The following is a 15,448-nucleotide window of genomic DNA, read 5'->3' on the forward strand; positions in this document are numbered from 1 at the left end:
TGCTCTGTGAAGGTAACCAGTGGCCAGACTCCACGGTCAACGGCCTGTCACAGAGCCGCCATCCCCGGCGACGCAAACCTCGACATACACGGCGCTACTGCTGCCTCGGCGGTGGCTGTCGAAAATCGTCACGTCTGGGTCGACCCGAGGTGCGCGCCCGACATCTGGCGGTGTGTCCCGATACCGTCCGTAGGCCTTTCGTTCGGCCCTTCTCACCTTTTTGGTGGACTTTCGCCGTCCCACAGCGGGGTGACGCGTCTCCCCACGGCGCCTGGTTACCCTTCCCCCATGCGCAACCCCAGCCACCAGGACGACGACGCCCGCACCCTCTCGGAGGTCGAGCGCGCGGAGCTCATCCAGCTGCTCCGTGGTGGCTCCTGGCGTGTCCTCGGCGGCGTCTCGAACGACTGAGCCGCGCGCACGACGGAAGCCTCGATGACGACCGGTCGCTAGCCAAGGTCCGACCGCCCCCGGGACTCCACGGTGATGGTGACCGAGCCACCGATCGACTCGAGCAACCCGCCCACCAGCGGCACCCTCGCCTCCCCCGAGATCCGGACCACGGCAGTCTGCCCGTCCGGGCTTCCGGTGCCGCCGGCGACGCTCCACCCGATCAGGCTCGCGGGTCGGGACCGCTGCGCGAGGTAGTCGACCGCGGTCCGGCGGACCGTGGCATCACTGAGGACGACCGCGCCACCCAGCCCCTGGTGGTAGGCGCCGACGTCGAGGGAGTCGGCGGCATCGAGGGCCGCACCGTCCGCAGCGTCGAGCAGGCGCATCCGTGACAGCTGGACCGAGGTCACCGCCACGGTCCCCACGATGAGCAGGATCGCGACGACGCCGAAACCCAGGACGAGCAGGGTCACCTGGCCCGACTCGGCTCGCCCGCCACTGCGCCGTCGGACAGACCCCACCCGCCACCGTCGACGCCCGACCCGCGACAGCACGCCCCCAGCCATCACGGCCCAGAGCATCACGGCCCGCCTCGGAAGCGGTCGGCCACCGCGACGTGGCTCGCCGTGACGGGCACCTCGAGCGGCACGACCTTGCGGGCGAACGACGGCACCAGCGGCAGCGGCACCACGACCCTCGTGGTCATCTCGACCCGGCCCTCCGGTCGTAGACACGGGCTCCCGTCGCAGGCGATGGTGAGGCGCCCGTCGCCCACCCCGAAGCCTTGGTCCTCGAACGCCACCCGCGCGGCAGCACCGGCGCGCTCCTCCGCGGACGCTTGGTCTCGGGCCGTGACGTAGGCACGCCCGGCTTCGCGCGCCGCGGTCGACGCGGCATACGAACCGGCCTGGACTCTGGAGACCGTCATCTCGAGGTAGAACAACGGCACCAGGAACACCACGGTCAGGAACACGAGCTCAACAGCGGCGCTGCCGCGTTCGGTCGCGCGACCGTGCTCGTCCATCAAGCGCAACCCCGTCCTCATTGCGCCTCCAGGAAGGCGTGGCCGACGAGGTCGAAGCCGTCGTCCGGACCGAGCGGCCCGAGGACGGGCAGTGGCGCCCGGACCCGCACCGCCACCACTAGCACGCCATCGTCGACGGTCACGTCTGCCGACACGTCCCCTGCGAACCGTGACGACAGCGACGCCGAGATGAGGTCTCGGGTCCGCGCGGCTCCTTCCTGCGGACTCGACCCTGCCCGTGCCCCAAGCCGGGCACCCTCGGACGCGCAGGAGATCAAGGTGTTGCGCACGTGGAGCGTGAGCCCCACCTGGAGGATCGCCACGAACAGCACCGACACCAGGGCCGAGACGAGGACGAAGTCAGCCACCGCCGACCCCGACTCGGGCCGCCGTCCGACAGGAGGCATCACGGCGGTCAGCGGCGGGCGCTGTCCAGGGCGTCCGTGAAGAGCGCCTTGAGCTGGTCCTCGGCGACCGCCCAGAGCGCTGCCACGAGACCGGCGGTCATCAGGGTGATCAGCACCCACCCGGGCACGTCACCGCGCTCCCCTCGGGCGTTGACCGGACGGGTCGCTCGGGCCAGCGCCAGCTGCGACCGCACCAGGGCTCGGTGGAGACGGGTCATGGCATTCCTCTCGTGTGCTGCACAGGGGTCATCGGGGTCAGATCTGGAACTGCAGGAAGGCGAATCCCGGGAAGACTGCGAAGAGCACGGTGATCGGGAGCACGAGGAAGACGACCGGCACCATCATGGCGATCTCCTTCTTGCCACCGGCTTCCATCACCGCTCGTCGGCCGTCCTCCCGAACGTCCTGGGCCTGCGCTCGGAGGACCTCCGCAAGCGGGGTGCCGCGCTCGACCGCGATGACCATGCCGTCCACGAACCTCGAGAGGCTCACCAGCCCGGTCCGGTCACCCAGGCCCTGCAGGGCCGAGGGAAGCGGAGCCCCCGCCCGCGCGTCGGCGAGGCAGCGACTGAGCTCGACGGACAGCTCTCCGTGCGACAGCCGGCAGACCCGCTCCAGGGCGTTCACGGCACCTTCGCCCGCGCCGACGGCGAGGGCCAGGAGCTCGGCGATGGTCGGGAACTCACTGAGCATCTGTTGCTCGCGTGCCCCGGCTTGGTGGCTGAGCCATTGGTCCCGGGCCACGACCCCTGCCCCCACCCCGCAGAGGACGATGAGCAGGGGGCGCAGGACCGAGCCACCCTGCCCCAGCCAGACCATGCTGCCGAGCGCGAGCCCGAGACCCATCCCCGCCGCACCCCACACCACCTGCTCGGCCCGGAAACGGTCGACGTCGGGAGCCTTCCCGGCACGCAACAACCGCTTCGCGACCGAGGACGACCCGCCGAGCACCGACTCGATCCGGCGGGCCAGGTCGGTGATGACGGGACGAGCCAGGGTGCTCAGGGCGCTCGTCCCGACCACGTGCCTGGGGGCCAGCAGGCGTGAGGGCTGCGGGGCATCGCGCAGGTACGGCAACAGCCGGTCAGCCAGCGTGGCACGGCGGTGGGCCGGAAGTCCTACCCACACGAGCACGAGCCCGAGACCGAGGGCGAGCCCGAGGAGCGCCCCGGCCAGCGGCGGCCTCATCGCAGCACCCGAGCGTCCTCGGGCAGCCGACCGACGAAGAGCATGATCCGGTATGCCGCGACGGAGGCGATCGCGCCAACCACCAGGACCGCCGTGCCCGTGGGGCTGGCATACGCCTGGATGGACTCCGGACGCGTGCACAGCATGCCGAGCACGACCCAGGGTGCGGCCACCGCGAGCCTCGCGGCGTTGACCGTCCAGCCCTGGCGCGCCTCCAGCTCGGAACGAGTCCGGCTGTCCTCACGGAGAAACGTCGACAGGGTCCGCAGGAGCTTGCCCAGGTCGCTCCCGCCGACCTCCCTGGCGATGCGCAGGGACTCGATCAGCCGGTCACCCACGGGGTCGCTCAGGCTCGCCTTGAGACGGTCGAGGCACTCGTGGAACCGCCCGCTGGACCGATAGTCCTCGGCGAAGGCTCGAAAGGCGGGCCGCAGTTCCTCTGGTCCACGGATCGCCAGCTGGCTCAAGGCTTCCGGCAGTGCAAGTCCCGCCCTCACGCCACTGGTGATGTTGTCGACGGCGTCCGGCCAGAGCTCACGAAGGCTGGCCCGACGTCGGCGGGCACGCATCCGCACGATGGCGACCGGCGCATACCCGGCCATGGTGGCGAAGCAGAGGGCGACCGGTGCCACGCGCGTCGCGGCATACACGAGGAGGCCGACGAGGCCGAACGCCAAGAGGCAGGTGGCCACGAGCCCCCGCGGACCCAGCGTCTCGTAGCCGGCCTGCGCGAGCTGGTCGCGCACCCGACCCATCGTCGATACCCGGCGGGACGCGCGGGGTGTGGGTGCAGGCACCCAGCAGGCCCACCACAGGCAGAACACCCCGCACCCCAGGAGGAGGCCGACGACGATCCCGCTCACCGCTTCACTCCGCGGCCAGGAGTGCGGCGACGTCGTAGCCCGCCCGTCGGAAGCGGTCGGGGTGCGGGGGAAAGCCGTCCGCCCGACACAGCACGCCCTCGCGCTGGGTGAAGATGTCGGCCGTCTCGACCACGTCGCCCTCGACCCGACCGGGGATGGCCACGACCTCACGGACCCGGCGGACCCCGTCGTGGTCGAGGGCCGCGTGGACGACGAGGTCGATGGATCCCGCGACGGTGGGGACGACGAACCGGCTGCCGACGTTCTCCCCGGCGAGCAGCGGCAGCGTGCACATCTTCGTGATGGCTTCACGGGCGCTGTTCGCATGGATCGTGCACATGCCGGGCAGCCCACTGTTGAGCGCGATGAGGAGGTCGAGGCTCTCTCCCTGACGCACCTCGCCGACGATGATCCGGGACGGGCGCATCCGCAGGGCCTCCTTGACCAGCCGCCGCAGCGGGATCTCTCCCGTCCCCTCGAGACTGGGCTGTCGACACTGCATGGACGCCACGTCGCGCAGGGGGATCTTGAGCTCGAAGACCTCCTCGCACGTCACCACCCGCTCCCTGGGCGGGATCGCGGCGCCCAGGCAGTTGAGAAGGGTGGTCTTGCCTGCTTGCGTACCGCCGGCGACGAGGATGTTCAGGCCCGAGGCCACCGCAGCGCCGAGGAAGCGCGCCGCGTGGGCGGTCAGGGTCCCCAGACCCACGAGGTCGTCGAGGTGCGCCGCCCGCACCACGAACTTGCGGACGTTGACCGACCAGTGCCTCCTCGTGATGTCGGGGATCACGACATGCAGTCGCGAACCGTCCGGCAGGACCGCGTCGACGAACGGGCTCGACAGGTCGACCCGGCGACCGCTGGTCTTGAGCATGCGCTCGACCAGGTCGCGCACGCCGTCCGCCGTGAGCATGGTCGTGGTCAGCTCGGCTACTCCACCACGGGCGACGAACACCTTCGAGGGGGCATAGGTACGCAAGGAGTAGCCTTACCTCAGTGAGTCACCACGAGGGAGAGGACCCGCCATGACCACAGCGGCGATCTACACCCGTATCAGCGCCGACCGTGAGGGCCGGGAGCTCGGCGTCGACCGACAGGAGAAGGACTGTCGGGCGCTCGCCGCCCGCGAAGGCCTCACAGTTGTTGCCACCTACGGGGACAACGACATTTCGGCGTCCACCATCAGTCGGAAGCGTCGACCCTCGTGGGAGCAGATGCTTGAGGACGCGGAGGCTGGCCGGTTCCAGGTGATCCTCGCGTACTCGTCATCGCGACTGACCCGTCGCCCGGTCGAACGGGAAGACCTGCTCGACCTGCACGATGAGTGCGGCACCCAACTGTGGTTCGCCAATGGTGGTCGGTTGGACCTCACGACAACCTCGGAGCGAACCGCGTTCCGGATGCTGGGAACGCTGGACACCGCCGAGCCGGAGCGGACTTCCGAATTGGTCCGGCGCAAGCACCTTGAACTGGCTCAAGCTGGTCGGCACAACGGACCTCGCCCATTCGGCTGGGACGTCATCGGCAAGAGTGCCGACGCGCGGCTCGTCATCAACCCTGCGGAAGCTGCGGTCATCCGCGAGTGTGTGGCGCGCGTGCTGGCTGGGGAAGGCATCTGGAAGATCACCCGCGACCTGAACGACCGGGGCATCACGACCAGCACCGGCCGACCGTGGGCGACGCAGGTGCTCCGGCGAATGCTGCTCCGCGACACCAACTACGGGTACAGGCGCCACCAGCCGCGCAAGGGCGGCAGGGCGGTCGGCAAGGACGAGCTGTACAAGGGGCAGTGGGAGCCGATCATCGACCGGGAGGCGCATGAACGGCTGGTCGCGGTGCTGACCGATCCAGCCCGGCGCTCCAACAACCGTGGAACGGAAGCCAAGTACCTGCTCACCGGGGTGGCGGAGTGCGGCGCGTGCGGCCGACCTGTGGTCGGGACTAACGAGTTCACCTACCTCCTGAAGAATGGCCGCACCCGCACCTACCCGCACGCCTACAAGTGCCCGCACGCGGGCTGCATGAAGGTGCAGCGACGCATGGCGGACGTGGACGCGCTGGTCAACAGCGTGGTTGTCGGGGTGCTAGAGCGGGACGGTGTGCGGCTGCTCGGTGGGGATGCCGTTGCAGCGGAGCAGGCCCGGGAGCGGATCGCCGCACTTCAGGCCAAGCTGGCCCTCGCCGCTGACCAGTTCGCCGAGGACGCCATCACCGGGGACCAACTTCAGCGGATCACGGGGCGGCTCCGTCCTCAACTGGAAGCCGAGCAGAGCAAGCTCCGTCGCTCGCAGCCGACAGCCGGGCTGTCGGAGTTCACCGGCCCGAGCGCTGCCGCCGCGTGGGCGAAGGCCGACGTGGAGTCACGGAAGGGCATCATCCGGGTGATGGGTATGCGCATCGTCATCGAGCCAGTCGGCGCGGGGAACGGACGCGGGTTCGACCCGGAGTCGGTGACGATCATGTGGCGCTGACGCACGGATTCGTTAGTTATCCATACAGACAGCAAATCCGTTGCGGCAGAAGGCGATTCGGGGTAGCGCGAACGCGACACGGAGAGGTAACCTGACCTCCACCTAGAGCGCTGGCACCCCCTGGGAACGCGTGAGGGTTTGTGGACGGGGAACCCCGCCACCTGACAAGAACCGTCGGCACCGAGGCGCAGTCCGCGTCGCAGGAGGAAGTGCGTGCCCCGCCTACCCGGTCCCGGGTGGCAGCCGGGGACGGCCTCTCAAGAGCACTCTTGAGAAAGGCCGACCGATGGCCGCAAACCCTGACGTCATCCGGGCTAGGAACCGCCTCTCCGCCCAACACCAGCGTGGGCGCAAGCCTGCTCCCGAGGTGGAGAAGACCCTCCGCCAGAACCTCGCCACCGAGAAGATCGCCGCCTATGTCGCGGAGGTCGTGGCGGCGGCTCCCCCGCTGCGACCCGAGCAGCGCGAGCGCATCGTCGCGCTGCTCACAGCGGGCGGTGCGTGATGGCAAACGAAAGCCGCCCGAAGGCGGCTCCCGAAAGCGCTGGCAACGCTGAGGCCAAGGGTACCGCTCGACCGGATCGGTTCCGCGCTGCCACTCAGACGGCCCTGCGCCCCCTGAGGTGCGTGGTGTGCGGGGTCGCCTGGCCGAAGATCGCCGGCATCGCCCTAGACGTCATGCCGGACGGTCGAGTGCTGCCCGGGCCAGTGTGCACCGCGTGCATGGCCAAGGGCGGTGGTCGTTGATGGCGCACCTTTACCACGAGGAAGGCTCCGTCCTCAGCATGATCCTGGCCTCGGCCTCGGGGACGGTCGGCAGGCTGCCCCTGATCGGCTGGGCCGTCGTGGTCGTGAAGAACGAGTGGGACGACGGGGACCTCGTCGTGCACACCGCGGTCGAACCTGTCGCGGTCAAGGACGGTCGCTCGGTTGTCATGACCGGCGCCAAGGTGCGCACCCATGTCTAGCGCCAACAATGAGATTCGTCGCCGCGCCGTGGCGATGGCGCGGGAGCACGGCTGGTACGTGTTCCGGCTCCAGATCGGCCACAACGAGGCCGCGTGCGAGTGGCCCGAGGGCAACTGCAAGACGGTTCGCCCGCTCGACCACTGGCGGGAGGCGTCTTCCAACGATCCGGACGTGATCGCGCGCTGGGACTGGTCTGACGCCAACGCCTACGGAATCGACTGCGACCGCTCGGGGCTCGTCATCGCGGACCAAGACCCCGGGGCGGTGTGGCCGTTCAACGGGACGCGCGTGCACTCCACACCCCGAGGCCTGCACCACGTCTACGAGGACGTGCTCGGACTCGGCAACGCGGCGCACGTTGAGCCGTGGGGCGTGGACGTGCGGGGAGTCGGCGTGGCGTGGTGAATGTGTCAGTGCTCGTCGTCGTTTCGGCCGAACTCATAGTGCTCCCAGCGATAGACGATCTCGCCTCGACGCCGCTCCCGGTCCTTAAACTTGTGCTCATAGATCGGTACCGCGCCCTCGGGAATTAGCGTGGCCACCATCTCGAAGACCTCCATGTCTGAAAGGACCTCATCCGCCGGCAGCGTCAGTCCCATCCAGCCTTCCTCGGCTCGGCCGTCCCCCAGCACCAAGATGTCCACGCAGATGACCTGATGGCCACCGTCATCGAACGTCTCGAACTCCTCATGGCCAGGGTTTGCGCGCGCTGCCTCTAGCAGTCGCTGCCCGGTTTCCCGAAGCATGTCGAGGAACCGGTCCACCGGTTCCTCGAAGAAGGCCTCCCAGTCCTCCTGGGTCGGCATGAGCACGCCGTCCTCGTACTGGCCATTGAACACCGCGTACGCGTCGTCAGGCTCGCCGTTCCGGTGGTAGTCGTTGTACCCGAGAAGCCAGCAGACATCGTCGCTGGGGATCCACGTCGTGACAGCGCGGGCCGAACTTACGTGGAGGGATCCAAGGAGGCCGCGGGCATACGGCCCGTACGTTGGTTCGGCCTTATCAGGCGCAGCACCCCGCATGGCTACGAGCTTCTTGACGGCCTCGTGCTCGTCCGCGAACGTGCGCGCATCCACCTTGACCAAGTCACCGTCGAGGCCGAGATCTTCTTCAAGGCAGCGCCTTGTGACCCGAAGGTTCGGCGAAGGCAACGAGACGAGCGAGCGTCAGGAAGCGTTACGGAGGCGCTCAGCGGCTGCCTCTGCCCGAAGCCGCCGAGCAAGTCGCCGGTCCTCACCACGCTCACGAGCCTGCTTAATGGCGTCAACATGCTCGGCCTGAGAGTAAGTGTCCAGACGTGCAACAACCTGCTCAGCCGCAGTCGTAGCAGAAGTCTGCTTGCGCAGCTTGGTTGCGGGTGTCATCACGTCCTCCATCCCCTCGAGTTCTGTCACTGTATATGGAAATTCTCGCACTGTCTTGATTATGTGACGTAGTCGTGCAGCACCATGATGACACGCAACACGCCGACACGCCGAAATCCGACGAATGCATAGCGGCTCGATTAGGATCACGGAATCAGCTCCGCTGACCCGAAGGGCCTCCGGTTCCGTGATCCTAATCGAGCCGCTCGCGCGTGGGATGGTTGCGTGGCCTGTTAGGCTCCCCGCAGGTCTTTGAGCGCACTTGGAGCGGGGAGCCTAACAGGCCACGCAACCACTCGCTTCGGTCAACGCGCGGACGCGAAAACAGATTCCCAGCTTCCCCGATGACCAGGTGCCGAGGCCACAACGGCGCTACGTCTAGTGAGCCTACGCGGGTTCGTTGATCCAGATCTCCTCGACGTCGGGGTCGTCGAAGTACTGCTGCAGAGGGCCGAACCCGGCCACGGCGTCCTTCACCGCCTTGACCGCGTCGTCGAGATCGGGCAGCGCGGCGAGACCGCCGTGCAGGGAGCGCTCGTCGTAGTCGACCACGGCCGCACGGACCAGACGATCGAGCTCCCCGACGTCGCGCGCCGGGTCGACGCCAGAACGTCGGATGAGCTCGCGGACGTCAGCTTCGACCGTCTCGAGTGCGTCCATGGAGCCTCCTCCCGTGATGGCGTTATGTTCCGCTCAACTTGGCTTGCCTTCGTTTGCCGGACTTTAAGGGCATCGGCGAATGCTGCCGCCGGGTTGTCCACAGGTGTGGAAATCCGGCGAGGTGCTGCGGCCTCGTCCCTACGGTCGCTGGATGCGTCTCCAGCTCACCGTGCTGCTGCCGGCACCCGGCGGCGGATCCCCGCCCCGTCCTGTCGAGGTCGAGGTGGAGGCTTCCCCCGGGTCAACGGCCGGTCAGCTGGCGGGCGCCCTTGCGCACGCGCTCGCCGGCCCCGACGGCCCCGACGGCCCCGACGGCCCCGACGGCCCCGATGGCCCCGATGGCCCTGACGACCCGGCCGCACCCGCTCTCTCGGTGGCAGGGATGGCCGTCGAGGAAGGGGCAGCGGTGGGCAGGACACCCCTCGTCGACGGCGCAGCCGTCACCCTCGTCCTCGGCCCGGCTCCGCTGCCCACGCCGGGCGACTGGCGGCCACGCTCCCCCGTCACGGTGGCGGTCACCCACGGCCCGGACGCCGGGCGCACGGTGGAGCTGGCACCTGGACAGCACACGCTCGGCCGGGGATCGGAGGCCGCGATCGTGATCGACGACCCACGGCTCTCGCGCGTCCACGCCGTGCTCACCATCGCCACCGACTGCATCACGATCGCCGACCTGGGCTCGACGAACGGCACCGAGCTCGACGGAGCTCCTGTCGGCGCAGGCCCTCACCCGGCCAGCATCGGGGCCGTCGCGCGGGTGGGCGACAGCCTCGTGGAGCTCCGCGGTGGCGACGGCGAGCCGGCCGCCGTTGCGGCGCGCGGCGACGGCACCGTGACCGTCCGCCGCCGACCGCGCCTGGTGGCGGCGCCACTTCCGCAGTCGGTCTCGCTACCCGCACCGCCCACCGTGCCAGCCACTTCGCGGGTGCCTTGGCTGCCCATGCTGCTGCCCCTGCCGATCGCCGGCGTGATGGCCCTGCTCTTCGGCCCGATGATGCTCGCCTTCGCCGTCATGAGCCCCTTACTCATGGCGGGCAACGTCATCGGCGACCGGCTCACCGGCAAGCGCAGGTATGCCGCAGAGCACGCGGCATACCTGCGTCACCTCCGCGAGGCGGAGGACCGGGTGCGCTCCGCCTGCCGGGACGAGGCCGACCGGCTGAGCGGCTGCCTACCGGACCCGGCCCAGGTCCTGCTGTCGGCCACGATGCCGACGGCACGGGTCTGGGAACGCCGACGCACCGATCCTGACGCGCTCACCGTCAGCGTCGGGTGGTGGAGCACCCCGGCCGCGCTGAAGGTGCAGGCCCCCGCGGCAGGCCTCCCCGAACACCCTCTCCTGCACCGCGTTCCGTGCGCCCTCCCCCTCGCCGAGCTGGGTGTGTCGGGCATCTGTGGGCAGCGCCGTGCGGCCATGGGCTTGCTGAGGGTCGTCCTGGGGCAGCTCGCCACACTGTCCTCCCCCCTCGACCTCGAGCTGGTGCTGGCCACCGGGCGTCATCGCGTGGAGGCCGAGTGGTCCTGGATGGCACGGCTGCCCCATGTCCGCACGGCTGCAGGACAACCGCGCCCCGGCTGGCTGCTGGACCTGCAGCAGCCCGATGCCGCACGGGGCGGCGCCACCGCTCTTGCCGACGTGGTCCGGCGACGGGTCGCCCGTCATGACATCCGGGACGGCCCGTGGGTGGGCCCGCGGATCCTCGTGGTGGTGGATGGGGAGGCCGCCCTACGCGGGCTCCCTGACCTGACGACCGTGGTGGAGCTGGGTCCTTCCGTCGGGGTCTGTGTCCTGGCGGTCGCCGACGAGCGGTCCGGGCTGCCTTCGGAGTGCCGGGCGGTCCTCGACCTCTCCACCACCACACCCGTGCTGCACCGACCCGGCGCCGCGCCCACCCGTGTCGTGGTGGACCGGGTCGGCCCGTGGTGGGCCGACCGCCTCAGCCGTGGCCTCGCGCCGCTTCGCGACGCGACCCCGGGAACGGCAGCCGACCCGCCTCCCGAGAGGCTCGGACTCCGTGAGCTCCTCGGTCTCGAGGATGACGGGACGATGGCCGCAACGATCGCACGCTCCTGGTCCGAGGACCCGGGAAGTGCCTGCGTGCCGATCGGTCACACCGGGGAGGCGCCGTTCCGGATCGACCTCGCCTGCGACGGCCCGCACGTGCTGGTGGCCGGCACCACCGGCGCCGGCAAGTCCGAGCTCCTGCGCACGCTCGTCGCCTCGTTCGCAGTGCACCACCGTCCGGAGCGCCTGTCGCTCGTCCTCATCGACTACAAGGGCGGGGCGGCCTTTCGGGAGTGCGCCCCGCTCCCGCACGTCGCCGCCGTGGTCACCGACCTGGACGAGCACCTGGGTGCTCGAGCGCTCACCTCCCTCCGGGCCGAGCTCAAGCGTCGAGAACGACTGCTGGCGGCTGCGCAGGTCACGGACTTCGTGTCGTACCAGTCGACTTCGGTAGCCGGTGATGAACCCCTCCCCCGACTGGTCATCATCATCGACGAGTTCCGGGCGCTGGCGGAGGAGCTGCCCGGCTTCATCGACGGCATGGTGTCCGTGGCCGCACTCGGACGGTCCCTGGGCGTCCACCTGGTGCTCGCCACCCAACGCCCGGCAGGGGTGGTCACGGCAGACATCAAGGCGAACATGAACCTGCGCATCGGCCTGCGTCTGCGGGACAGGTCCGACTCGGCCGACGTGATCGACGTTCCGGATGCCGTAGCCCTGGAACCTGCCACGCCCGGCCGGGCGCTCGCCCGCGTGGCAGGCGGTCCGCTCACCGCGTTCCAGACGGCACACGCCGGCGCCGCGGTGACGCACGGGCCGTCCGACGGCATCCGGGTGCGGCGACTGCCGTGCGGTGGGCCCCCGGAGCCGTGGCCGGGGTCCGCCGACGACGCCGACCCACCCACGGACCTGTCTGCTGTGGTTGCTGCCGTGGCGTCCGCGGTCGCCCGGACGGGGGCCCAGCACGCCGCCAGTGCCTGGCTCCCGCCGCTGCCCGAGCATCTCGACGCGCAGTCGCTGGCCAGGCCTGCGGACCCCACGCGACTCCCGATCGGTCTCGTCGACGAACCTGCGCTGCAGCGTCAGCGGCCGCTCGAGGTGTGTCTCGATGAGCCCGGCCACTGGGGTTTCGTGGGCGCCGCGGGGAGCGGCCGCAGCACTGCTCTGCTCGCGGTCGCCGGCTCGGCGACCGTCAACTGGGGGCCCAGCGACCTCCATGTGTATGCCGTGGGCGGAGGTGCGCTCTCGGCGGTGCAGGCACTGCCCCATTGCGGCGCGCACGTGCAGATCGACGACCTGGCACGTGTGCGTCGGCTGGTGCTCGCCTTGTCGAAGGAGCTGGCGACCCGTCGCGGGCAGCTCGCCGGGTCGGGGCACTCCTCGATGAGCCATTGGCGCGGCACGGAGCCGACGACGGCACCCCCTCGGCTCGTCCTCCTCGTCGACGACTGGGACCTGCTTGCGCAGCGGGCCGACGACCAGGACGGCGGGCGGGTGGTCACCCAGCTGCTCGGTCTGCTGCGGGAAGGTGCCGGTCTCGGTCTCACCGGCGTGCTCGCCGGAGACCGGGCCCTGCTCGTCGGTCGCGCCGCCTCGGTCCTGACCCACAGGGTCCTGCTCCGGCTGAGCGACCCCACCGATCTCCTCCTGGCGGGCCTGCCACCGCGCATGGCGCCGGTCGAACAGCCGCCCGGCAGGGGCGTTCTCCCGGACGGCCGTGAGGTCCAGATCGCGGTGCCGTCGCAGCCGGCCCGGGTCAGGTCCACCGACGGCCGCAGCGGTCACGACGGCGACCCCGGTCATGAGAGACACCACGGACACCACGGACACCACGGACACGCATCGCGACGCCCGTGGCGCGTCGATGCCCTCCCGGCCCTCGTGTCGGTGGAGTCGTTCCCACCGGCAGCTCGACCGGACGACCTGGTGCTGGTGGGGATCGGGGGTGACGAGCTCGCCCCTCGAGGGCTCAGCCCCGCTCGCGACGGACGCCGTTGGGCGGTCCTCGGCGGCACCGGCTCCGGCGTCAGCACCACGCTCGCCACTGTCGCGAGGGGCCTTGCGACACAAGGCCGTCCGCTCTGCGTGGTCGCGGCGCCCACAGCCGCGTGGGCCGCGCTTCGTCAGGACCCGCGGATCCTGTGGTGCCCCGACCCACGACGCGTCGACGAGCTCGTGGAGCTGCGGCGACGGGCACCCGGCCTCGCCGTCGTGGTCGATGACGCCGACCGGCTGCTCGACACCCCCCTCGATGCGACGGTGCGGGAGCTCAGCGACCTGGTCGACCGCGACCGCGGACTCGTCGTCGTGGGAGCAGAGGCCGACTCCGTGTCCGTGCAGTACCGCGGACTGGCGGTCGGCGTGGCGCGACACCGCACTGGCGTCCTGCTGGGGCCGTCGAGCACGACGGCCGCCGACCTGCTCGGCGCGCGAGTCCCGGCGGATCGCAGTGCACCACCGGGTCGGGGCTACCTCGTGAGCTCGGGGGCCGCGCTACCGATCCAGGTCGCCTCGACTACGGTCAGGAGGTGACCCTCCCCCCAGACCTGGCCGCCCTCGGTGACGAGAAGTTCGTCTCCCTCACCACGTTCCGCAAGTCCGGCGAGGCCGTCGACACGACGGTGTGGGTCGGTCGCGACGGCGAGACCCTGATCGTGACGACCCCGAGTGGCAGCGGCAAGGTCAAGCGACTGCGCAACGACGCGCGGATCACGCTGCGCCCGTCGAGCCGTCGCGGCAAGGCCGACACCTCCGTGCCGCCGGTCGGCGGCGTGGCCGAGGTCGTCGAGGGCCGGGAGGCGATGTACCGCCTCGACTCCGTGATGGGAGCCAAGTACTCCCTCGAGTACCGCCTCGTCATGGGCATCGAGCGGCTCATCCGCCGTGGCGCACCCCAGCGGGTCATGCTGCGCATCACGGCGCCGGACCCGGCCGCCTGATCGCAGCCGCCTCAACCCAGCCGCGTCATCTCGCTCCGGCTCACTCCTCGGCGACGTCGCGGTCCCTCGTGTCGGCCCGGATCGCGGCGAGGATGCCGACGAGGGCGATGAGGATCACCAGGGCCCCGACCAGCCCGCGGTCGCCTTGCACGAGGCTCCAGCCGACCGGGAGCAGCAACGCGTTCCAGACGACGGTCGGCGTGCTGGGCCAGTTGTCGCCACGCAGCCAGCCCCGCGCCAGCGCCGCGATGCCCACCGCGAAGACGAGGATCAGCAGGGCCGACATGACGACCCGAGTCGCGTCGGCGGCGGAGTCCTGGGTCAGCTCCCAGAGGTAGAACCCGACGAACCCGAGCAGCGCCAGCGCCTGCAGGGCGCAGATGCCGGCCGCGACGGCACGGAACGGGTCGCGGGGGCGGGACGGGGCAGGAGCCGGACTGGTCACGGCACTCAGGCTAGGCCCGTGCGCGGAAGCCGCGCACGCGGCATACCGGCGTCGGGGAGCGGGCCACGGGTAGCCCGGAGTGGGTGGAGGTGACGCGGTTCGTCCGACATGTGACCAACACCTCACCGTTACCCCGCCGAAATGTCGTGCTCAGGGTGTCTATTCCGGCGGGGATGCGTCAGTCTGGAACAGAAAGCCGCGGCAACCCGTTGGCAGAAGTGCGTCCACCCCCCAGACTTGGGGTGCGAACGCGTTTCACCCTGTGCGGAAATGGGTCGGCTAGTAGTGTTTGCCGCTGGCCCTGACCTGCTCAGGCGCACGACCCCCTGCACACCCCCCGCAATGACGCGTCCGTGCTGTGAGGTCCGCACCCCCAGGGCCACATCACGCGGATGCGAACCCCCCTGCACTACAAGGAGCACCCTTCATGGATTGGCGCGATCGCGCTGCCTGCCTCGACGAGGACCCCGAGCTGTTCTTCCCGATCGGGAACACCGGCCCGGCCATCCTCCAGATCGAGGAGGCAAAGGCCGTCTGTCGGCGATGCCCCGTCGTCGACGTCTGCCTGAAGTGGGCCATCGAGTCCGGCCAGGACGCCGGCGTCTGGGGCGGCATGTCCGAGGACGAGCGCCGCGCCCTCAAGCGTCGCAACGCCCGCGCCCGCCGCGCCGGCTGACCGAGCTCGACCCCGCACAGCTTCAGACACAACTACAGACGACC

The 15,448-nt window shown here is 70.2% G+C and carries 18 protein-coding genes; 8 read left to right on the forward strand and 10 right to left on the reverse strand.

Annotated elements, in window-relative coordinates; genetic code table 11:
* Nucleotides 1-288: 288 nt before the first annotated feature.
* Nucleotides 289-411 carry a hypothetical protein gene (locus ABD262_RS17585; RefSeq protein WP_344138995.1) on the forward strand — a complete coding sequence of 41 codons (123 nt, stop codon included), beginning with the start codon at nt 289-291 and terminating at the stop codon, nt 409-411.
* A 38-nt stretch (nt 412-449) separates the two neighbouring features.
* On the opposite strand, the gene ABD262_RS17590 is transcribed toward ABD262_RS17585, so the two are convergent.
* From ABD262_RS17590 to ABD262_RS17620, 7 genes are all read right to left on the reverse strand, one after another.
* Complete coding sequence (locus ABD262_RS17590) at nt 450-866, reverse strand: pilus assembly protein TadG-related protein (protein WP_344138997.1); 417 nt, start codon at nt 864-866, stop codon at nt 450-452.
* A 107-nt stretch (nt 867-973) separates the two neighbouring features.
* Nucleotides 974-1,417, reverse strand: coding sequence for a pilus assembly protein (locus tag ABD262_RS17595; protein ID WP_344138999.1), 444 nt, complete (start codon nt 1,415-1,417; stop codon nt 974-976).
* 17 nt (nt 1,418-1,434) lie between these two features.
* Entirely contained in the window at nt 1,435-1,785 is a 351-nt protein-coding gene (locus ABD262_RS17600) for a TadE family protein (protein WP_344139001.1), read from the reverse strand.
* A 47-nt stretch (nt 1,786-1,832) separates the two neighbouring features.
* Nucleotides 1,833-2,042 carry a hypothetical protein gene (locus tag ABD262_RS17605; protein WP_344139003.1) on the reverse strand — a complete coding sequence of 70 codons (210 nt, stop codon included), beginning with the start codon at nt 2,040-2,042 and terminating at the stop codon, nt 1,833-1,835.
* A gap of 37 nt (nt 2,043-2,079) precedes the next feature.
* The gene (locus tag ABD262_RS17610) at nt 2,080-3,012 is read right to left on the reverse strand and encodes a type II secretion system F family protein (protein ID WP_344139005.1); all 933 of its coding nucleotides are present in this window, start codon (nt 3,010-3,012) and stop codon (nt 2,080-2,082) included.
* Nucleotides 3,009-3,875: a type II secretion system F family protein gene (locus ABD262_RS17615; RefSeq protein ID WP_344139007.1), complete on the reverse strand. Its 867-nt coding sequence runs from the start codon at nt 3,873-3,875 to the stop codon at nt 3,009-3,011. Before ABD262_RS17615 ends, ABD262_RS17610 begins: the two co-directional genes overlap by 4 nt.
* Nucleotides 3,876-3,879: 4 nt before the next feature.
* Nucleotides 3,880-4,854, reverse strand: a complete 975-nt coding sequence (locus tag ABD262_RS17620) for a TadA family conjugal transfer-associated ATPase (protein WP_344139009.1) — start codon at nt 4,852-4,854, stop codon at nt 3,880-3,882.
* Nucleotides 4,855-4,900: 46 nt separating this feature from the next.
* Here ABD262_RS17620 and ABD262_RS17625 point away from each other — a divergent pair, with 46 nt between their 5' ends.
* From ABD262_RS17625 to ABD262_RS17640, 4 genes are all read left to right on the forward strand, one after another.
* Nucleotides 4,901-6,346: a recombinase family protein gene (locus ABD262_RS17625; RefSeq protein WP_344139011.1), complete on the forward strand. Its 1,446-nt coding sequence runs from the start codon at nt 4,901-4,903 to the stop codon at nt 6,344-6,346.
* A 286-nt stretch (nt 6,347-6,632) separates the two neighbouring features.
* Complete coding sequence (locus tag ABD262_RS17630; protein ID WP_344139013.1) at nt 6,633-6,851, forward strand: hypothetical protein; 219 nt, start codon at nt 6,633-6,635, stop codon at nt 6,849-6,851.
* A gap of 280 nt (nt 6,852-7,131) precedes the next feature.
* Complete coding sequence (locus tag ABD262_RS17635; protein ID WP_344139015.1) at nt 7,132-7,314, forward strand: hypothetical protein; 183 nt, start codon at nt 7,132-7,134, stop codon at nt 7,312-7,314.
* On the forward strand, nt 7,307-7,720 hold the full coding sequence (locus ABD262_RS17640) for a bifunctional DNA primase/polymerase (RefSeq protein WP_344139017.1): 414 nt from the start codon (nt 7,307-7,309) through the stop codon (nt 7,718-7,720). The genes ABD262_RS17635 and ABD262_RS17640 overlap by 8 nt, the downstream gene beginning before the upstream one ends.
* 5 nt (nt 7,721-7,725) lie before the next feature.
* Here ABD262_RS17640 and ABD262_RS17645 read toward each other — a convergent pair whose 3' ends face one another.
* Together ABD262_RS17645 and ABD262_RS17650 are read right to left on the reverse strand one after the other, a co-directional pair.
* Nucleotides 7,726-8,466: a hypothetical protein gene (locus ABD262_RS17645; protein WP_344139019.1), complete on the reverse strand. Its 741-nt coding sequence runs from the start codon at nt 8,464-8,466 to the stop codon at nt 7,726-7,728.
* A 600-nt stretch (nt 8,467-9,066) separates the two neighbouring features.
* Nucleotides 9,067-9,339 carry a hypothetical protein gene (locus tag ABD262_RS17650; protein WP_344139021.1) on the reverse strand — a complete coding sequence of 91 codons (273 nt, stop codon included), beginning with the start codon at nt 9,337-9,339 and terminating at the stop codon, nt 9,067-9,069.
* Nucleotides 9,340-9,490: 151 nt separating this feature from the next.
* Between ABD262_RS17650 and ABD262_RS17655 the strand changes: the two genes are divergently transcribed.
* Both ABD262_RS17655 and ABD262_RS17660 read left to right on the forward strand, forming a co-directional pair.
* Entirely contained in the window at nt 9,491-13,876 is a 4,386-nt protein-coding gene (locus tag ABD262_RS17655; protein ID WP_344139023.1) for an FtsK/SpoIIIE domain-containing protein, read from the forward strand.
* Nucleotides 13,873-14,283 (forward strand): PPOX class F420-dependent oxidoreductase, encoded by a 411-nt coding sequence (locus tag ABD262_RS17660; RefSeq protein WP_344139025.1) that lies wholly within the window; start codon nt 13,873-13,875, stop codon nt 14,281-14,283. Before ABD262_RS17655 ends, ABD262_RS17660 begins: the two co-directional genes overlap by 4 nt.
* Before the next feature lie 40 nt (nt 14,284-14,323).
* Here ABD262_RS17660 and ABD262_RS17665 read toward each other — a convergent pair whose 3' ends face one another.
* Entirely contained in the window at nt 14,324-14,728 is a 405-nt protein-coding gene (locus tag ABD262_RS17665) for a hypothetical protein (RefSeq protein ID WP_344139027.1), read from the reverse strand.
* Between the two features lie 427 nt (nt 14,729-15,155).
* On the opposite strand from ABD262_RS17665, the gene ABD262_RS17670 reads away from it, so the two are divergent.
* Nucleotides 15,156-15,404, forward strand: a complete 249-nt coding sequence (locus ABD262_RS17670; protein ID WP_344139029.1) for a WhiB family transcriptional regulator — start codon at nt 15,156-15,158, stop codon at nt 15,402-15,404.
* Nucleotides 15,405-15,448 lie beyond the last annotated feature (44 nt).

The organism is Pedococcus bigeumensis (assembly GCF_039531795.1).
Taxonomy (GTDB): Bacteria; Actinomycetota; Actinomycetes; order Actinomycetales; family Dermatophilaceae; genus Pedococcus; species Pedococcus bigeumensis.

Excerpts from the sequence above, each read along its gene's own strand:
- ABD262_RS17585 (WP_344138995.1), top strand. The coding sequence starts at position 289 with ATGCGCAACCCCAGCCACCAGGACGACGACGCCCGCACCCTCTCGGAG.
- ABD262_RS17595 (WP_344138999.1), bottom strand. The coding sequence starts at position 1,417 with ATGGACGAGCACGGTCGCGCGACCGAACGCGGCAGCGCCGCTGTTGAG.
- ABD262_RS17605 (WP_344139003.1), bottom strand. The coding sequence starts at position 2,042 with ATGACCCGTCTCCACCGAGCCCTGGTGCGGTCGCAGCTGGCGCTGGCC.
- ABD262_RS17610 (WP_344139005.1), bottom strand. The coding sequence starts at position 3,012 with ATGAGGCCGCCGCTGGCCGGGGCGCTCCTCGGGCTCGCCCTCGGTCTC.
- ABD262_RS17625 (WP_344139011.1), top strand. The coding sequence starts at position 4,901 with ATGACCACAGCGGCGATCTACACCCGTATCAGCGCCGACCGTGAGGGC.
- ABD262_RS17630 (WP_344139013.1), top strand. The coding sequence starts at position 6,633 with ATGGCCGCAAACCCTGACGTCATCCGGGCTAGGAACCGCCTCTCCGCC.
- ABD262_RS17635 (WP_344139015.1), top strand. The coding sequence starts at position 7,132 with ATGATCCTGGCCTCGGCCTCGGGGACGGTCGGCAGGCTGCCCCTGATC.
- ABD262_RS17640 (WP_344139017.1), top strand. The coding sequence starts at position 7,307 with ATGTCTAGCGCCAACAATGAGATTCGTCGCCGCGCCGTGGCGATGGCG.
- ABD262_RS17650 (WP_344139021.1), bottom strand. The coding sequence starts at position 9,339 with ATGGACGCACTCGAGACGGTCGAAGCTGACGTCCGCGAGCTCATCCGA.
- ABD262_RS17655 (WP_344139023.1), top strand. The coding sequence starts at position 9,491 with ATGCGTCTCCAGCTCACCGTGCTGCTGCCGGCACCCGGCGGCGGATCC.
- ABD262_RS17670 (WP_344139029.1), top strand. The coding sequence starts at position 15,156 with ATGGATTGGCGCGATCGCGCTGCCTGCCTCGACGAGGACCCCGAGCTG.